General features: G+C 65.5%; 17 protein-coding genes. 6 read left to right on the top strand and 11 right to left on the bottom strand.

Annotated elements, in window-relative coordinates; genetic code table 11:
* Positions 1-12: 12 nt before the first annotated feature.
* The 9 genes from NA5_RS10760 to NA5_RS10725 form a co-directional block, all read right to left on the bottom strand.
* Positions 13-258 carry a WLR motif membrane protein gene (locus tag NA5_RS10760; protein ID WP_062984606.1) on the bottom strand — a complete coding sequence of 82 codons (246 nt, stop codon included), beginning with the start codon at positions 256-258 and terminating at the stop codon, positions 13-15.
* A gap of 53 nt (positions 259-311) precedes the next feature.
* On the bottom strand, positions 312-1,379 hold the full coding sequence (locus tag NA5_RS10755; protein ID WP_062984604.1) for a metallophosphoesterase: 1,068 nt from the start codon (positions 1,377-1,379) through the stop codon (positions 312-314).
* On the bottom strand, positions 1,376-3,262 hold the full coding sequence (gene recQ, locus NA5_RS10750) for a DNA helicase RecQ (protein ID WP_157110327.1): 1,887 nt from the start codon (positions 3,260-3,262) through the stop codon (positions 1,376-1,378). Before recQ ends, NA5_RS10755 begins: the two co-directional genes overlap by 4 nt.
* A gap of 186 nt (positions 3,263-3,448) precedes the next feature.
* Positions 3,449-4,354 carry a permease-like cell division protein FtsX gene (ftsX, locus tag NA5_RS10745; protein ID WP_062984600.1) on the bottom strand — a complete coding sequence of 302 codons (906 nt, stop codon included), beginning with the start codon at positions 4,352-4,354 and terminating at the stop codon, positions 3,449-3,451.
* Positions 4,354-5,034 carry a cell division ATP-binding protein FtsE gene (gene ftsE, locus NA5_RS10740; protein ID WP_371856393.1) on the bottom strand — a complete coding sequence of 227 codons (681 nt, stop codon included), beginning with the start codon at positions 5,032-5,034 and terminating at the stop codon, positions 4,354-4,356. Before ftsE ends, ftsX begins: the two co-directional genes overlap by 1 nt.
* A gap of 60 nt (positions 5,035-5,094) precedes the next feature.
* Positions 5,095-5,220: a hypothetical protein gene (locus tag NA5_RS43550; RefSeq protein ID WP_503826372.1), complete on the bottom strand. Its 126-nt coding sequence runs from the start codon at positions 5,218-5,220 to the stop codon at positions 5,095-5,097.
* A 16-nt stretch (positions 5,221-5,236) separates the two neighbouring features.
* Entirely contained in the window at positions 5,237-6,094 is an 858-nt protein-coding gene (locus tag NA5_RS10735) for a mechanosensitive ion channel family protein (protein ID WP_062984596.1), read from the bottom strand.
* Complete coding sequence (gene prfB / locus NA5_RS10730; RefSeq protein WP_062984693.1) at positions 6,095-7,210, bottom strand: peptide chain release factor 2; 1,116 nt, start codon at positions 7,208-7,210, stop codon at positions 6,095-6,097. It abuts the gene before it with no gap.
* Between the two features lie 56 nt (positions 7,211-7,266).
* Positions 7,267-8,124 carry a helix-turn-helix transcriptional regulator gene (locus NA5_RS10725; RefSeq protein ID WP_062984594.1) on the bottom strand — a complete coding sequence of 286 codons (858 nt, stop codon included), beginning with the start codon at positions 8,122-8,124 and terminating at the stop codon, positions 7,267-7,269.
* A 204-nt stretch (positions 8,125-8,328) separates the two neighbouring features.
* Here NA5_RS10725 and NA5_RS10720 point away from each other — a divergent pair, with 204 nt between their 5' ends.
* On the top strand, positions 8,329-8,916 hold the full coding sequence (locus NA5_RS10720; protein WP_062984592.1) for an NADPH-dependent FMN reductase: 588 nt from the start codon (positions 8,329-8,331) through the stop codon (positions 8,914-8,916).
* Between the two features lie 105 nt (positions 8,917-9,021).
* Complete coding sequence (gene hisN / locus NA5_RS10715) at positions 9,022-9,804, top strand: histidinol-phosphatase (protein ID WP_084484029.1); 783 nt, start codon at positions 9,022-9,024, stop codon at positions 9,802-9,804.
* Positions 9,805-9,832: 28 nt separating this feature from the next.
* On the opposite strand, the gene NA5_RS10710 is transcribed toward hisN, so the two are convergent.
* A complete protein-coding gene (locus NA5_RS10710) occupies positions 9,833-10,798 on the bottom strand; it encodes an SMP-30/gluconolactonase/LRE family protein (protein ID WP_062984590.1) in 966 nt (321 codons plus the stop codon).
* Between the two features lie 278 nt (positions 10,799-11,076).
* Positions 11,077-12,609, bottom strand: coding sequence for a glycosyltransferase family protein (locus NA5_RS10705; RefSeq protein WP_063813293.1), 1,533 nt, complete (start codon positions 12,607-12,609; stop codon positions 11,077-11,079).
* A 129-nt stretch (positions 12,610-12,738) separates the two neighbouring features.
* On the opposite strand from NA5_RS10705, the gene NA5_RS10700 reads away from it, so the two are divergent.
* The 4 genes from NA5_RS10700 (at position 12,739) to NA5_RS10685 (ending at position 18,101) form a co-directional block, all read left to right on the top strand.
* Positions 12,739-14,133 (top strand): acyl-CoA dehydrogenase family protein, encoded by a 1,395-nt coding sequence (locus NA5_RS10700; RefSeq protein ID WP_371856392.1) that lies wholly within the window; start codon positions 12,739-12,741, stop codon positions 14,131-14,133.
* Positions 14,134-14,166: 33 nt separating this feature from the next.
* Positions 14,167-15,387 carry an acyl-CoA dehydrogenase family protein gene (locus NA5_RS10695; protein ID WP_062984586.1) on the top strand — a complete coding sequence of 407 codons (1,221 nt, stop codon included), beginning with the start codon at positions 14,167-14,169 and terminating at the stop codon, positions 15,385-15,387.
* A gap of 205 nt (positions 15,388-15,592) precedes the next feature.
* Positions 15,593-16,219, top strand: coding sequence for a hypothetical protein (locus NA5_RS10690; RefSeq protein ID WP_062984584.1), 627 nt, complete (start codon positions 15,593-15,595; stop codon positions 16,217-16,219).
* Positions 16,220-16,475: 256 nt separating this feature from the next.
* Positions 16,476-18,101, top strand: coding sequence for an acyl-CoA synthetase (locus tag NA5_RS10685; RefSeq protein ID WP_062984583.1), 1,626 nt, complete (start codon positions 16,476-16,478; stop codon positions 18,099-18,101).
* Positions 18,102-18,183 lie beyond the last annotated feature (82 nt).

Genomic DNA, 18,183 nt, shown 5'->3' with positions numbered 1-18,183 from the left:
GCGCCTGTTGCGCTAGCCACCCGGCCGGACCGCGAGATATAGCAGGAGTACCGCGATGAAGGCCGCGACCAGCAAGACCGTGGTCATGCGCGGCAGGCCGCGCGGGCGCGGCGGTAGCGGCGGGCGGTGGCGCAGCCACACGGATTCCACCGCGGGGTCGTGGGTGCCGCGCCGATACGGCAGCGGATCGCCAGGGTCGGTGGACGGCGAGCCGCCGAGGTCGGGCCCGTCGTCGGTGGGGCCATCACCGGATGCCATAGCGTGCACGCTAGCCGCCGAACCGGTTCGACGCCGGACAATTTCATTGCGATTCAGGCAAGTCGGCGCTCGAACGCCGCCCTGGCACCCCCGTTCACGAGATCGACGGTGACCACCGTGAGGTCGACGGTGCTCGCGGTGAGCTCCATGACCATGAAGCCGAGTTCGTGATAGTTCTCGAAGAGGGCGGCGTTGCCGGAGCCGCCGGAATTCGGCTTCGGTTCCGCCGCTACGGTTTTGGCGGCCGCGCCGGAGACCAGTTGGCGGGTGCCCTTCGATGCCGCGGTCGGCTCGAGCACCTGCAGCGAATGATCGTGCCCGGAGAGGATGTAGTGGCACTTGCCGACGACATGGTCCTCGAAGAACTGCTTCGCGTGGATGCCGTTGATCGGTGCCACGGACAGCCCCTCGTAGCGACCCGCGTCACCGTGCGGACCGTTGTTCAGGTAGGGGTGGTGGGTGCAGGCAATCTTCCATTGAGCGGGTGATTCGGCGATAGCGTGGTCGAGCCAGGCACGCTGCTCGTTCATGAATTGACCGTCGACCGCCCAGTACGGATCGAAGATCGGCGGGATATAGGCGGCGAGCGGATTGACATCCAGCACAAAGAATTCGACCACCGGCTGCTGCTCGGGTATCCGCACCGAGTAGTACCGGCTCGGCATCCACCAGCGCGGCGAATTCGCGTGATATTCGACCTCGCTGTTGCCGCGCAACAGCCAGCCGCCGTCGCCGCCGAGGATCGAGCTGTTGTCGTGATTGCCGAGCACCATGAGCCAGGGGAAATCCAGTCCCGCATTGGGGTTTTCGAATTTGTCCGCGAACTGGATATCGACGGCGCCGTTCGGGCCGCTCTCGTAGATGTTGTCACCGAGGCCGAGGGCGAGCGAAAACGGTTGGCGGCGATGGTAATCCCACATGGCGTCGGCGACCGCCCACTGGGCGCGGGTGCCGGTGCCCGCATCGCCGGTGACGAGTACCCGCACATTGCGATCGGTCGGGAAGTCGAATTTGGTGACGCCGCTCGCGACCGGAACCGCATCGGCGGGCGAAAGACCGACCAGCGACGCACCCGCCGCGGCAGTGGCCGCGCCCGTCAGGAACCGGCGCCGCCCGATCACGCGTTGCTCGCTTCCGCGGCAAGTACGGCGAGCACTCCTTCGCCGTACTTGGCCAGTTTGTTCTCACCGACACCACCGACCGTGCCGAGTTCGGCCAGGCTCGCTGGCTTGCGTGCGGCGATCTCCCGCAGCGTCGCGTCGTGGAAGACGACGTAGGCGGGTACTGCCTGCTCCTTGGCCGTCGCCGCCCGCCATTCACGCAGCTTCTCGAAGACCGGCACGTCCGCGGAGGCGAGATCGGCAGCCGGGGACTTGCCCTTGGCGGCCCTTGGTGTCCTGGCCGGTTTGACCGCACGCTCCGGCTCGCGGCGCAACAGTACTTCCCGGCCGTCGAACAGCACCTCGTTGCTGGCCTCGGTGAGGATGAGCACGCCGTAGTCGCCGTGCACGGCGAGTAGTCCCTGTGCGAGCAATTGCCTTATGACACCGCGCCATTCGACATCGCGTAGATCGGTACCGATGCCGAAGACCTTCAGCTCGTGGTGATCATGCTGCAGCACTTTGGGGTTCGATTTGCCGAGCAGGATATCGACGATATGGCCCGCGCCGAAGCTCTGTCCGCGTTCACGTTTGAGCCGCAGCACCGTCGAGAGCACCTTCTGTGCGGGCACCGTGCCGTCCCAGGTTTCCGGCGTCGTCAGGCAGGTGTCGCAATTGCCGCACGACTGTCCCGTCTGTCCGAAGTACGCCAGTAGCTGAGTTCGCCTGCAGGACACCGTTTCACACAGCGCGAGCATGGCGTCCAGATGGAGTTGCAGTTGCCTGCGGTGGGTGGCGTCGCCATCGGAGGAGTCGATCATCTTGCGCTGCTGCACCACATCGGCGAGTCCGTAGACCATCCACGCGGTCGACGGCAGCCCGTCGCGCCCCGCTCGCCCGGTCTCCTGGTAGTAGCCCTCCACGGATTTGGGCAGATCGAGATGGGCCACGAAGCGCACATCGGGCTTGTCGATGCCCATGCCGAAGGCGATAGTCGCGACCACGACGAGGCCGTCCTCGCGCAGGAACCGCGCCTGGTTGGCGGCGCGGGTACGCGAATCCAGGCCCGCGTGATACGGAACCGCCGCGACGCCGTTCTCGGTGAGGAAGGCCGCGGTCTTCTCGACGGAATTGCGCGACAGGCAGTAGACGATGCCAGCGTCTCCAGCGTGTTCGGTCTTGATGAAGTCCAGCAGTTGCCGATCCGGCCGGTTCTTGGGTTCGATTCGGTACTGGATATTGGGCCGGTCGAAGCTGGCGACGAAACGGCGGGCCGAGCCGAGGTCGAGGCGCTCGATGATCTCGTCGCGGGTCTTCGCCGTCGCGGTCGCGGTGAGCGCGATGCGCGGCACGTCCGGCCAGCGCTGGTGCAGCATCGACAGGGACAGATAGTCGGGCCGGAAGTCGTGGCCCCACTGGGATACGCAGTGCGCCTCGTCGATGGCGAACAGCGCCACCTTGCCGCGATCCAGCAGAGCGGCGGTCGACTCCAGGCGCAACCGCTCGGGCGCGAGATACAGCAGATCCAACTCCCCCGCGACGAACTGCGCCTCGACCATGCGACGCTCATCCGGGAATTGCGTCGAGTTCAGGAATCCGGCGCGCACGCCCAGCGCGCTGAGTGCGTCCACCTGATCCTGCATCAACGCGATCAGCGGTGACACCACCACGCCGACGCCCGGACGCACCAGCGCGGGCACCTGATAGCACAGCGATTTGCCGCCGCCGGTCGGCATGAGCACCAGCGCGTCCCCGCCGCCGACCACATGCTCGACGATCTCGCGCTGATCACCGCGGAAGCTGTCGTAGCCGAACACCCGGCGTAGAACCTCTTGTGCCGCACCGGTTTCGGCGACCGGGGCGCCGTCGGTCGATACAGCCGCGAAAGCATTGGGGGATTCCACGCGGCCCATCCTACGAGCGCACTCGGACAACCGAACCCCTACATCGACCCGAACCCCAAGTGACCGGCCGACTTGTCCACATGTGCACAACCGATTTCGCTCGCCACGCGGCGGAGTCGTCGCACACCCACCGACGGCCTCGCACAAGGTAGACGGTGTGCGAGGCCGTCAGCAGCTTTGTGGGACTCAGTCCCGGACGTAGTAGCGGAGGGTGCCGTAGGCGGTGATGGCGGCGAAGACGATGCCGAGGGGGGCGATGGTGAGCGACACCAGTGCGATGTCCTCGCCTGTGAGGTGCGGGAAGACGTTGCTGTTGAACAGCGCGCCCAGGCCTCGGTTCACTACCAACGGTTGCGCGAGGAACAATCCGACGACCGCCAGAATCGACCCGACCAAGGCGGCGACCACCGCTTCCAGCAGGAACGGCAGCTGGGTGTACCAGCGCGTCGCACCCACCATCCGCATGATCCCGACTTCCTCGCGTCGGCTGAACGCCGCGATCTGCACCATATTCGCGATCAACAGCAGCGCCGCCAATGCCTGCAATGCCGCCAAAGCGAATGCCGCGTTCCGCAGGCCGTCGAATACCCCGACCAAGCGGTCCACGGTGTCCTTGTCATTGAGTACGCTCTGGATCCCGTCCTTACCGTTGAATGTCTGGTAGATCCGCGGGTACTGATCGGCGTCGGTCATCTTCACACGCAAGGACGCGGGCAGGCGGGTGTCCTTGATCATGTCCAGCATTTCGGGCTGGTCCTTGAAGGTCACCTCGGTGGCTTCCTTCATCGCCTCGTCGCTGTTGACGAATTGGACCGAGACCACACCGTCGGTCTTCTTCAGATCCGACATCAGTTGCTGACACGGATTCTGCGAACAGTCCCGATCATTGGCCGAGACCAGGTCGGTGAGGTAGAGCCGGATCTCGACCCGATCCATGAAGTAGTTCTGGGTCTTATCCGCGATTCGCAGCGCGAGCAGACCGCCGCCGAGCATGGTCAGCGATACCGCGGTGGTCAGGATCATCGCGATGGTCATGGTGACATTGCGACGCAGGCCGGTGAGGACCTCGTTGAACAGGAATCCAGCGCGCATTACCGGCCCACCCCGTAGACGCCGATCGCGTCGTCGCGGATCAGGCGACCCCGATCCAACTCCACCACTCGCTTACGCATCGCGTCGACGATGTGATTGTCGTGTGTGGCCATCACCACGGTGGTGCCGATGCGGTTGATCCGCTCCAGCAGCAGCATGATGTCGGCGCTGGTATCGGGATCGAGGTTGCCGGTCGGCTCATCGGCGAGCAGGACCAGCGGGCGGTTCACGAAGGCCCGCGCGATCGCGACACGCTGCTGCTCACCACCGGACAATTCGTGCGGCAGCCGATCGGCCTTACCGCCGAGCCCGACCATATCGAGCACCTCGGGCACGGTCCGGTCGATGAACTGGCGCCGCTTGCCGATCACCTCCAGCGCGAACGCCACATTCTGGGCGACGGTCTTCTGCTGCAGCAGCCGGAAGTCCTGGAAGACGCAACCCATGCGCTGACGCAGCTTCGGCACCTTGCGCCCGGGCAGCCGGTCGACCCGGAAGTCGGCGACCCGGATCTCGCCCGCGGTCGGGGCCTCTTCCTTGAGCAGCAGTCGCATGAAGGTCGACTTGCCCGAACCGGACGGGCCGATGATGAAGACGAATTCACCCTTGCCCACATCGACGGTGATGTTGTCCAGCGCGGGTCGCGTCGAGGTCTGATACGACTTGGTCACGTTCCGCATAGCGATCACGGTTGGCCAGTGTAACCAGCAACCGTCGCGCAGCCACCAGCTACATCATGGTCAATGACCCGGCGTAGCCGTACTCATCACTACGGGAACGGTGTTGAGTTTTTCCGGCGATGTCACGATCGGTTGATCGGGCTTGACGAACAGGTACAACACGAACGTGGCGACCCATGATCCCATCAGGATCGCCGTGGATCTACGTGGTCTCACTGATTCCCTCCCGGCGCAATGCCGCGGCGACTCGCACCCGCAACTCGCGACCGACCTCGAACTGCTTACCCGGCAATGTTCGGGCAACCATTCGGATGTTCATCTGGTCCACTGTCAGATCTTCGACGCCCATCACGGTGGGCTCGTCGAGCAGCAGCGGCTTCAATCTGCGGTCCTCGTACGCCTTTGTACCGACCTCGTGCAGGATCTCGTTGATCCTGGTGATATCGACGCTGGCCGCGACCGGAACGTCGATCGCAGCGCGTGCCCAATCCTTGGACAGATTCGTCACTTTGACGATCTGGCCGTTGGGGACGGTGATCACCTCACCATCGGCATTGCGCAGCGTGGTGATCCGCAGCGTGACGTCCTCGACCGTACCCTCGGCCTGCTCCGCGGATCCAGTGACAGCGATGCGAACCACATCACCAAACCCGTACTGCCGCTCGGTAATCAGAAAAAATCCGGCAAGGATGTCCTGCACGATCCGCTGTGCGCCGAAGCCGAGCGCGGCGCCGAGCACGGCCGCGGGCGCGACCAGACCGGTGACCGCGAAACCCATCCGCCGCAGCACTTCCATGCCGACCAGGACATAGACGACGGTCAGCACCACCCAGGTGACGACCTGGGCCAGCGCATGCCGATGTTTGGCCGCCTCGGAACGCACGAGTGCGTCGCTGCTGCGGAATCCGGCGTCGATCCTGCGGGTGATCCGATCCCGGATAAAGGTGGCGAAACGGCTGAACAGCACCGCACCCAGGAGCAGCAGGACGATCTCTAGACCGGAGGACCGCAGCCAGGTGGTGAAGTCGGTGGACGTGGAGAAAGCCTGGGGTACGTCCAACTAGCTCGCCTGCTCTCGCATTCGCCAACGAATTCCGGATTCGATGAAACCATCGATATCGCCGTCGAGCACGGCAGTCGGATTGTTGACTTCGTAGTTGGTGCGCAGATCCTTCACCATCTGGTACGGATGCAGCACGTAGGAGCGCATCTGGTTGCCCCAGGACGCGCCCTCGTTGGTCTTGAGCGCGTCCATTTCGGCGCGCTCCTCCTGCCGCTTGCGTTCCAGCAGCTTGGCCTGCAGCACCCGCATGGCCGAAATCTTGTTCTGCAGCTGGGATTTCTCGTTCTGACAGGTCACCACGATGCCGGTCGGGATATGAGTGAGGCGCACCGCGGAGTCGGTGGTGTTGACGCTCTGGCCGCCGGGACCCGAGGAACGGTAGACGTCGACGCGGACCTCGCCCTCGGGAATTTCGATGTGGTCGGTGGTCTCGACCACCGGTAGCACCTCGACCTCGGCGAAGGAGGTCTGGCGGCGGCCCTGATTGTCGAACGGACTGATCCGGACCAGGCGGTGCGTGCCCATTTCCACCGAGAGGGTGCCATAGGCATACGGCGACTTCACCGCGAAGGTGGCGCTCTTGATGCCCGCCTCTTCGGCATAGGAGGTGTCGTAGACCTCGACCGAGTACTTGTGCCGGTCCGCCCAGCGGATGTACATGCGCATCAGCATTTCGGCCCAGTCGGCGGCGTCCACACCACCGGCACCCGAGCGGATATTGACCAGCGCCTCACGCTTGTCGTACTCGCCCGAGAGCAGCGTGCGGACCTCCATGGCCTCCATATCGCTGTGCAGCGTTGCCCGCTCGGCATCGGCGTCGGCGAGCGCGGCCACCCTGGCCTCGCCCTCCTCTTCCTCGGCCAATTCATAGAGAACGGACAGATCGTCGAGGCGTTGGCGCAGTTCCTCGACCCGGCGCAACTCGCTCTGAGCGTGCGACAGCTCACTGGTGACCTGCTGCGCGTGCTCCTGGTTGTTCCACAGATCGGGATCGGCGGCCTGATGCTCGAGCTCATCGATCCGTCGACGCAGCTCCTCGACATCGAGGACCGACTCGACGGTCTTCAGCGTGGCGTCGAGTTCGGCGAGGTCAGCGGAGACGTCAGGATGCACGATGCTCAAGCCTACTGGGCGGGGTTGAGACGGTGAAACACGCGGTGGTGCCGTCCTCAGCCGGAGACGGCGCGCAGTCCGCCTGGGCGCCGACCGGCCAGGGCGTCGAGGGCGGCCGCGGTGGCGTCGTCGGCGGGGAGGTAGACGATGAGCTGCTGGTCGTCGTCGGCGGAGAGTTCGAGGGTTTCGTAGGTGAGACGGAGGTTGCCTGCCTCGGGGTGGGTGAGGCGGGTGGTGCCGGTGGCGGCGGCGAGGCCGGGGACGGATTCGACGCGGCGGGTGAACTCGGCACCGGCGGCCACGGTGAGTTCGTCGGCCAAGGCGGCGATGTGCGGGTCACTGCGGAACGGGCCCTGTTTCAGTGCGGCGACCAGTTCGTCCGCGATGTGGTCCCAGTCGGGATAGGCGGTGCGGGCGCGTGGGTCGGTGAAGGCGAAAAGGGCGAGATTGGCGTCGTTTTCGTTGTCGAACAGTCCGATCGGCGCCATCAGGCGCTCATATCCCTCGGTCCGGGCGAGCACCTCGCGCAGTCGATTGACCACCAACGCGGCCGCGGGTTCCAGGCGATCGAGAATGGCGCGGACCGCGGGGCGCACAGCGCGCGGCGGTTGCGCACCACCCATGCAACTGAACCCCGGATCGGCGCCCTTGGAGAGACGGTGCAGATGGATGCGTTCGCTCGGTGTCAAGACGAGGGCGTCGGCGAGTGCGGACAGCACCGGCGGCGAGGGTCGGCGGTCGCGTCCCTGCTCGAGGCGGGTGATGTATTCGACACTCACGCCCGCAAGCGTTGCCAGTTCGGCGCGACGCAGGCCGGGGGTTCGGCGGCGCGGTCCGGTGGGCAGGCCGACCTCGGCGGGTGTCACCGCCTCACGCCGGGTGCGCAGGAACAGGCCCAACTCGTTGTCGCTCACAACCGCACCTCGCTGCCGGTCGGTTCCGCCGATAACGCACTGTGCTGATGGCGCACTCGCTGACGCTCGCTCACACGTCGACGGTACAAGTGCGGTCGGCGCCGAGGGTGTCCCTGTCACTACCACTCTTCGCGCGGTCTTCCTGGTGGCGATGCCGGGCAGCAGATTGGGACTCGAACAATTTCGAGATCGAAGGAGCACACCATGTCCTTGAAGCTCGCGGTGATCATCGGCAGCGTCCGGGAGGGACGCTTCGCGCCGACCGTGGCCAACTGGTTCGTCGAGCAGGCCGCCCGGCACGGACAGTTCGAGATCGACCTGATCGATCTGGCCGAGGCGGATCTGCCACTGGCACTGCCCGCGGTTCCCCCGGCGATGCAGCCCGACCCGGAACGCCCGGCCGGAATGACCGACCTCAGCAGGCGGCTCGGTGAAGCGGACGCTTTCGTCATCCTCACGCCGGATTACAACCGCAGCTACCCGGCCGCGCTGAAGGCCGCCATCGACTGGCACTTCACCCAATGGGACAGCAAGGCAATCGGTTTCGTCGGCTACAGCGGCGGGAGCGGCGGCCTGCTCGCCATCGAACACCTGCGCCAGGTCTTCAACGAACTCAATGCCCACACCGTCCGCAACTACGTCAGCTTCCCGCGCTACTACCTGCTCTTCGATGCCGAAGGCAAACTGCTCGACCCGACCGAACCCGCCGCAGCCGCGCAGGCCATGCTCGACCAACTCCACTGGTGGGCGAGCGCCCTCGCCGCCGCCCGCTCCGTACCAGCCGCTGCATAACGTGTGACTACCTCGCACAAGGTATGGCCTATGCGAGGTGCGCACTGCTTATGCGGCAGCGGGGATGCGTCCGACCGGACAGGGGGTGGGCGATAGGGTTCGGGGGTGGCTGATTACTCCTGCGATCTCGAACTTGCGCTGCGAATGGCCGATGCGGCCGATGGGATTACTCGTGCGCGGTTCGGGGCGTTGGATTTGCGGGTCGATTCGAAGCCGGATCTGACACCGGTGTCGGATGCGGATCTGGCGGTGGAGAAGGCGATCCGCCAGGTCCTCGGACAGGAGCGTCCCGGGGATTCGGTGCTCGGTGAGGAGTTCGGCGGTGACGTCGAGTTCACCGGGCGGCAGTGGGTGATCGATCCGATCGACGGCACCAAGAACTTCGTGCGGCGGGTACCGATTTGGGCGACGCTGATCTCACTGCTCGAGGACGGCGTTCCAGTGGTCGGCGTGGTGAGTGCCCCCGCAATGGCGCGACGGTGGTGGGCGGCGGCTGGATCCGGAGCCTGGGCCAGCGTCGATTCCGATGCGCCGAAACCGATTTCGGTCTCGGCGGTCGGTGACCTCGGCTCGGCCAGCCTCGCCTTCTCCAGCCTGTCGGGGTGGCGCGAACGCGGTCTGCGCGAGAAGTTCCTCGACCTCACCGACGCGGTATGGCGAGTCCGCGGCTACGGCGACTTCTTCACCTACTGCCTGCTCGCCGAGGGGGCGGTCGATATCGCCACCGAACCCGAAGTCTCCCTGTGGGATCTGGCCGCCCTCGACATCCTCGTCCGCGAAGCGGGCGGCCGCTTCACCTCCCTCTCCGGCACCCCCGGCCCCCACAACGGCGACGCCATAGCCACCAACTCCCTCCTCCACGACGCCGTCCTCACCCGTTTGAACTGACGCTCGAGCGTTCGGGCACAGGCGCTTTCTATCGCCGGGGATCGGCAGGGGTCAGGTCGATGCCCGCGGGTGGACGTAGTCGACGCAAGGTTCCGTCCATGCTCGTCACGAACAGCGCCCACCCGCCACCGTCGCGAGCGATCCGCACGGAAGTGGGGCCGTCCGGTGGGTTGCGCATCGGACCGGGTTTGATCAGGCCGGTGATGATGGTGCAGCCCGCGCCGGTGGCGGGGTCGATCTGGTAGACGGCGCCTTGGATGTGGTCGGTGACGAACAGCTGGCCCGCGCGGGTCGCTTCCATATCGTCCAGCAGGGCGACCAGATCGGGAGCACCGGCGACGACCGTGGCGTTGCTGGGATCGTCGAGCGGGACGCGGAAGACGCGCAGGGTCATATTGTCGGTGTAGATCGACTTCCCGTCGGGGGCGAGCGCCAACCCGTTGGTCCAGGGCAGATCTGACCAGGTCTTCGTGTACTCCCCCGTCGACGGCCGATACCGCGAGATGCCGGTCGGCGGGCCATGGATGCCGATGGTCGCGAATATCAGGTCGCCGTCGGGCAATTCGAGCAGCCCGTTCGGACCGTCCAGCTCGGTGAGCAGAATCGTCACCGCACCGGTGTCGATGTCGTAGCGCCGCAGGGTTCCCGGCGCCTCCGCCAAACCATCACCGGTGACGAAATACACGGACCGTCCGACGACCCGCACACCCGCCGGGTGATCGAGACCGGTTACCAGCTTCTCGAACTTGCCCTCGACATCGATATGAGCCAGGTACCCGTCGAGGATTCCGGTGACATAGAAGCCACCAGATCCGTCCGAATCGAGATTCTCCAGATTGCCGACCCCGCTGACGATCGTCGAAACGTCCCACCCATCCGCGCACGATCCGGACGGCGTCTGCGCCCCGGCCGTCGCCGCGGAGATCATACCCGCCGTAATCGCCGCGGTCAGCAGCGTTGCCCTCAGTCGCCGACTCCGCGGCCGTCTTGCCATGCGGCACAACCTAACAGCCGCGCTGGAATGTTGCCCGGGGCGGACCGGCCGCCCCGGGCGACTCGACTCACGGAACGAACAGCGTCGCGATCATGTTGAGGACCCCGGAGACGAACTGATCGACAATGCGAAGAACCATGACATCTCCTTACTCGTACAGCGGGATTTCAGCCTCGACGGAAGGACACCGGCCGAGCACTGTGGGCGGCACCTTTGTAGATAGGCGTCGATCCTTCTTCGTTGCCGTCGGGCCGGTGGATGGTTGCAAACGGGGCCGCTCAGCTCAGGTGTTTCGCCGCAGGCCACATTTCGGGCATCGGCGCTCGCGGTTTGCGGCAGACGAACAGCGGTTTGCCCTGTTCGTCGTTGTCGATGCCGAGACCGTTGTCGATGTGACCGGCGGGTTCGACGTCGGCGAAGTACCGGGTCAGGTGGTCACGGTCGAGGCCGACGACGATCACCGCGGTGGCCGTATCACCGGGCGGACCCCACCACCAGTAGGAGTTGTGACCGCTATGGGGAGTCGGCAATCCGTATTCGCCGCCGAAGCGTTCGATCGCGCCCGCCTCGCCGTAGTTGTCGGTGAGGATGGCGATATCGGGTCCGAGCGTGGCGCGCACTTCGGCGATTCGGCGCACGAATTGCGGCCAGCCGATGGTTTCGCCCGCGTCGTAGTTGATCGCGAGGACCGGCGAATCCTTCAACACCGCCACGGGTAACACCGGCAGGAACAGCACCGCCGAGACGATCGCATTCACCGCGATCACCGAACCAACCGCCGCCCAACGGATTCGCCGACTCCCCAACCAGGCGGCGACCGGCACCGCACCGGCGGCCAACAGGATCGGATACATCCCTCCCAGGTAGTACGCCTTACCGCCGCTGACAAGGAAGACCACGAACAGCACCGCGTACGCGACCGGAAACGCACGTCGACGCGGATCTCGCCACAGTCGCCATAGCCCGAATGCCCACAGCGGTACCAGCAGTGGTCCCATCAGCCCGAATTGCGACAGCACGAACATCATCGGCGAATCCGAGGTTCCGGAAGATCCGCCCGCGATCGCCCGACTCATTTCCCACTGCGGCCAGCCATTGCGCCACTGCCACAGCAGATACGGCAGCCAGATCACCACCGCCAGTCCAACCGCCGTCGGAAAGTACCTGGTAGCGAATATCTTCCGCGGACCGACGAGAACCAGTGCAAGCACCAGCGCCAGCACCGGAAAGATCAGCAGCGCCTTGTTCTGCAACCCGATCCCAACCACCAGCCCCACCCCGCCCCAGCACCACCGCCCCCACCTGCCGATATCTGCGTGCCCCGCGCGATCACCTGCGCCCTCGCGCCCATCCAACGCCAACGCCACGCGACCACCCGCGCCTCGCAACAACACCAGCACCAGCAGACAAACCGACACCCAGGCCGCCATATCGAATGACGCGGTGCTCAGCAGATGACCGATCCCCATCACCATTGCCGCACTCGCGGTGGCAACCGATGCCAGTACCTGCGCCCCGCGTCGACCGCCGAGCTCGCGCGCCATCAATCCCGCGGCAACGACAACGAATGTCGCCGCCGCGACCGATGGAAGCCGCAGCAGCAGTAACGAATCGGCATCGATTGCCGACATCGCGCGGGCCAGTAGCGGAGTCAGCGGCGGCTGATCCGAGTAGCCCCAGTCCGGATGCCTGCCCGCCGCCAGAAAATACAGCTCGTCACGGTGATAGCCGTAGCGCGTGGCGAATGCGGTGAGTAGTGCGGCGAACAGCACAGCGACTACGGACAGTGGTCGTCCCGCGACTTTGGGCACTTGTCCAGCCTGACATGGTTCGGCGGCGTATGCTGCACCTCGACGCACTTCTTACTCTGGAGTAAGATAGCCTTACTCAGGAGTAAGATAGCTGGGAAAAGACCTCACCCACCCACCCGAGAAAAACAGGTGATGATGAGCACTCGAGACAGCGCAACGAAGCGACGTCCAGACACGTCCGCGGTCGGCCTGAACCACCCCAAGCGGGACTGGATGGGCGCGGCAATGCGGGTGATGACGACCATTACCGGGTCGGAGCTCGCCGAGAAGTACAACCTGCGCAAGCCGATCGAGCGGGTCACCTATGAAGGCACCAAGACCGGTTTCCGCACCCTCGGCGCCGCCACTCGCGCATTCGGCAAGGTCGCCGGGGGCGGTGCGCCGAAACGCCTGGCGGACAACGAGTCCAAGAACAAGGACTTCTTCGACCTGACCCCGAGCGACGAGCAGCAGATGATCGTCGAGACGGTGAAGGAATTCGCCGCCGAGATCCTGCGCCCGGCCGCCTACGAGGCCGACAATGCGGCCAAGGCCCCGCGCGACCTGCTCGAGCGCGCCGCCGAACTCGGCATCACCCTGATCAATGTGCCCGAGGAGTTGGAAGGCGCGGCCGCCGAGCGCGGCGCGGTCACCAACTCGCTGGTCGCCGAGGCGCTCGCGCACGGCGATATGGGTCTGGCCCTGCCGATTCTCGCGCCGAGTGGTGTCGCGGTCGCCCTGTCCCAGTGGGGCACCGACGCTCAGCAGCAGACCTACCTGCCCGCCTTCACCGGCGAGAATGTGCCGCAGGCCTCGGTCGTGATCAGTGAGCCGCGCGCACTGTTCGACCCGTTCGCCCTGCAGACCAAGGTAACCCGCTCCCCGAGCGGTTACCGCCTCAACGGTGTGAAGAGCTTGGTCCCCGCCGCCGGTGACGCCGAGCTATTCATCGTGGCAGCCGAACTCGACGGTCGCCCCGCCCTGTTCATCGTGCCTTCGGACAGCCAGGGTCTGGTCGTGGAGGCCGATCCGAGCATGGGTCTGCGTGCCGCCGGTCTCGGCCGTCTGCTGCTCAACGATGTCGCGGTCGGCACCGACGCCATCCTCGGTGACGGCGATGCCACGACCCGCGCCGAGGAGTACGCCGACGCGGTGCGCCTGGCCCGCCTCGGCTGGGCCTCGCTGGCCATCGGTACCGGACAGGCCGTACTCGACTACGTGATTCCGTATGTGAACGAGCGCGAGGCATTCGGCGAGCCGATCTCGCATCGTCAGGCGGTCGCGTTCATGGTCGCGAATATGGCGATCGAACTGGATGGCTTGCGCCTGGTGACGCTGCGCGGTGCGTCACGCGCGGAGCAGGGCCTTTCCTACGGCCGCGAGGCGGCACTGGCCCGCAAGCTCGCCACCGACAAGGGCATGCAGATCGGCCTCGACGGCGTGCAGCTGCTCGGCGGCCACGGCTTCACCAAGGAACACCCGGTCGAGCGCTGGTACCGCGATCTGCGGGCCATCGGCGTCGCCGAAGGTGTCGTGCTCGTCTGACCGGCTGGTTCCTTACTTCCAGGAGACATCACCATGATCAATCTCGAACTCCCCAAGAAGCTGCGGGCCAGCGCCAACCAGGCCCATCAGGTCGCCCAGGAAATCTTCCGGCCGATCTCGCGCAAGTACGATCTCGCTGAGCACGACTACCCGGTCGAGCTGGACACCATGGCCGCCATGGTCGAAGGCCTCGCCGACTCCGGCACCCAGAAGATCGGCGGCGCGGCCGGTGGCCGTTCCGATACGGACGAGCACGCCACCGAACTGCTCGGAAACTCCAACGGCGGCAATATGTCCGCGCTGCTGAACGCGCTGGAGACCTCGTGGGGCGACGTCGGCCTGATGCTGTCGATCCCGTACCAGGGTCTGGGCAATGCGGCCATCGCGGCCGTCGCCACCGATGAGCAGCTGAAGCGCTTCGGCAAGGTGTGGGCCTCGATGGCCATCACCGAACCGTCCTTCGGCTCCGACTCGGCCGCCGTCACCACCACCGCCGTACTCGACGGCGACGAGTGGGTCCTCAACGGCGAGAAGATCTTCGTGACCGCGGGTCAGCGCTCCACCCACATCGTGGTGTGGGCATCGGTGGACCGCAGCCTGGGCCGCGCGGCGATCAAGTCGTTCGTCGTGCCGCGCGACGCTCCCGGACTTTCGGTGGCCCGGCTCGAGCACAAGCTCGGCATCAAGGCCTCCGACACCGCCGTACTGCTGTTGCAGGACTGCCGGATTCCGAAAGACAACATTCTCGGCAGCCCGGAAGTCAACGTGGAGAAGGGTTTTGCCGGGGTCATGCAGACCTTCGACAACACCCGTCCCCTGGTGGCCGCGATGGCGGTCGGTGTCGCGCGGGCGGCACTGGAAGAGCTGCGCGCCATTCTGAAGGATGCGGGCATCGAGCCGTCCTACGACATCCCGGCCAATAACCAGCCCGCGGCCGCCGCCGAATTCCTGCGGATGGAGGCCGATTACGAGGCCGCGTACCTGCTGTCGCTGCGCGCGGCGTGGATGGCGGACAATAAGAAACCGAACTCGTTGGAGGCCTCGATGTCCAAGGCCAAGGCGGGCCGCACGGGCACCGACATCACCCTCAAGGCCGTGGAACTCGCGGGCACAATCGGCTATTCGCAGCGCACGCTGCTCGAAAAGTGGGGCCGTGACTCGAAGATCCTCGACATCTTCGAAGGCACCCAGCAGATCCAGCAGCTCATCGTGGCGCGCCGCATCCTCGGCAAGACCAGCGCCGAACTGAAATAGCAAGTGCTGCAAGGGAAACCGGTGCGGGTGCGGCGCGCCGGTTTTCCTGGTTTCCGGGCCGTGGGGCATGGACGCATCTCGGCCCCGCGATCGCTCTGGAGACACCCGCCGTAAGTGGTGAAGTGACGCACGGTATCTTGGCGAGCTGATATTCAGCGGACGAATTCCATCGAGCAGTACCAAGAATCCCAACAGGAGACTGGTTATGCACAGGCTGGGTTTGATACGTCGCTTCACCGCCGCAATCGCGGCAAGCACCGCATTCGTCGCCGTCTTCGCCGGTCATGCCGTGGCCGAGCCGACGACGATCGATTGGAATGCGGCCACACAGCAATTGCGTAAGGCCGCCAGCGGCAATCCCGCCGCCGAACAGGCCGTGGACCGGCTGCTGACATCCGGGCAGGTCGCCACCCAGGTGGCATTGCCCGCACAGCCGTTCCAGATCCCGGCGCAATCCGATATCGGACGCGGTGACGGGCCGGGCGTCTACGGGTCCGGTGTCGCCCTCGGTTACGACGGGTTCCGATTCGGCTTCTTCGGTGGACCGGGCACGATCGCACCGGATCAGACCGGGGCCAAGCTCCAGGTCCTGTGGATCAATCTGTCCAATGGCCGCAGCGGCACCGAGGTGCTCTCCGAGCACAATGACGCCGTGGTCGACACCACCATCCGCACCCGCCCGCTCGACATCGGTAGCGGCCTGGTCGTCGGCGCTGTCTACGGCACGCTCTGGCACCGCTGGTCCGTCCCCGTCAGCGACGCCCACCCCGACGGTTTCGAGTACAAACTCGCGACCATCTCAGTCCCCTCCTTCGGCTCCATCTACAACTAACCCCCCGCCCCAAAGCCCGGCACGGACCCCGTGCCGGGCTTTGTGCTGGTCCCCGGCAGACGATCAAGATCAGGTGACACCGGTGGTGAGGGCTCCTCGCGTTTTGCCGCCATGGCTTCCACATGATCATCTGTCCAGCCCGCCTCGGCGGAGTTGTGTGATGTGGGTCATAGCGCTGATACGGTTGGTGAGACAGGACGGTGGTTCAGATCGCTTGGGCGTGTGCCGATGCGAGTTGTTGTAGAGGTGGTCGACGATGAAGTTGGCGCATGCGCTGGAGGTTGTGAAGGCATTCGGGGTATTGCGGGCGCGCGGGGTCAGCGATCCCACGAAGCCGCTGGAAACCTTGCGGACGGTGCGGGAATCGAAGGTCTACGGACCGCAGGCGACCTTGATCCGGCATTCGGCTCGAGTCGTGCCCGATGCCCCCGCGCTGGTCGACGAGCGCGGCGAACTGACCTACCGGCAACTGGACGAGCAGTCGACCGCCATCGCGCGCGGGCTGCGACAGGCGAATCTGACCGAGGGGTCCGTGATCGGTGTGCTGGCCCGCGACCATCGCGGCCTCATCTTGGCCATGGCAGCGGCGGGCAAGCTCGGTGTGCGGGTCGCGCTGATGAATACCGGCTTCGCCAAACCACAGTTCGCCGAGGTCTGTGAGCGCGAGAAGGTCAAGGCGGTCCTGCACGACAGCGAATTCCTCGGTCTGCTCGACGCACTGCCGCCGAATCTGCCGCGCTACCTCACCTGGGTCGACGAGGGCACCGAATTGCCCGAGGGCGCAAAAACTCTCGACGATCTCATCGCCGCCAACTCGACCGCGGATCTGCCAGCGCCGTCCAAGCCGGGCGGGTTCGTCATCCTCACCAGCGGCACCACCGGCCTGCCGAAGGGCGCACCGCGCAGCAAGGTGACCCCGCTGGCCACCGCGCAGATGGTGGATCGAATTCCGTTCCCGGTCAGGGGAACTCAGGTCATCGTGTCGCCGATCTTCCACAGCACCGGACTCGGCACCTACCTGGTCGCCTCGGCGATGAGCAATAAAGTGGTGGTGCGCCGCCGCTTCGACGCCGAGGCCACGCTGAAGATGGTGGCCGATCACAAGGCCGAAATGCTTGTCGCGGTGCCGACCATGCTGCACCGAATGACCGAACTGGCACCGGAGATCCGCGCCAAATACGACACCACCTCGCTGAAATGCATTCTGCTTGCGGGTTCGGCGCTCTCGCCGGAGTTGTGCGTCAAGGCCACGCAGATCTTCGGCCCGGTCCTGTACAACCTCTACGGCTCGACCGAATGCGCCGTCGCGACCGTCGCGAACCCGGACGATCTGGCCATCGCACCCGGCACCGTCGGCCGCGCACCGATCACCTGCGAGGTCCGGCTCTACGATGACAACGACAAGCGGGTCAGCGCGATCAACACCACCGCGCGCATCTTCGTCCGCAGCGGTGCGCCGTTCGAGGGCTACACCGACGGCAGGCATAAGCAGATCATCGACGGCTATATGTCCAGCGGCGATGTCGGCCATTTCGACGAGCACGGCCTGCTGATGGTGGACGGCCGCGACGACGACATGATCGTCTCCGGCGGCGAGAACGTCTTCCCGCAGGAGGTGGAGAACCTGCTGCTGGAACGGCCGGATGTGTTCGACGCGGCGGTCGTCGGCGTCGATGATGTGGAATTCGGTAAGCGGCTGCGCGCCTTCGTGGTTCCCGAGGACGGTCACACCCCCGACGGCGAGGAGATCAAGGCCTACGTCAAGGAGAATCTGGCGCGGTACAAGGTGCCGCGCGAGGTCGTCTTCCTCGACGATCTGCCCCGCAACACCACCGGGAAGCTGCTGCGCCGAGTGCTGGTGGAGTACGAAGTCAAGGCTTAGACCTGGGCGGTAGCGCCACCACATCGGGACAACTGAGATACGTGACACAGCGAGTCACAGATGCTTGCTATTGTTAGCGGCA

The organism is Nocardia anaemiae NBRC 100462 (genome assembly GCF_001612725.1).
In the GTDB taxonomy this organism is placed as follows: domain Bacteria; phylum Actinomycetota; class Actinomycetes; order Mycobacteriales; family Mycobacteriaceae; genus Nocardia; species Nocardia anaemiae.
Note: the sequence above shows the minus strand (reverse complement) of the source record. Positions and strands in the feature narration are given on the sequence as shown.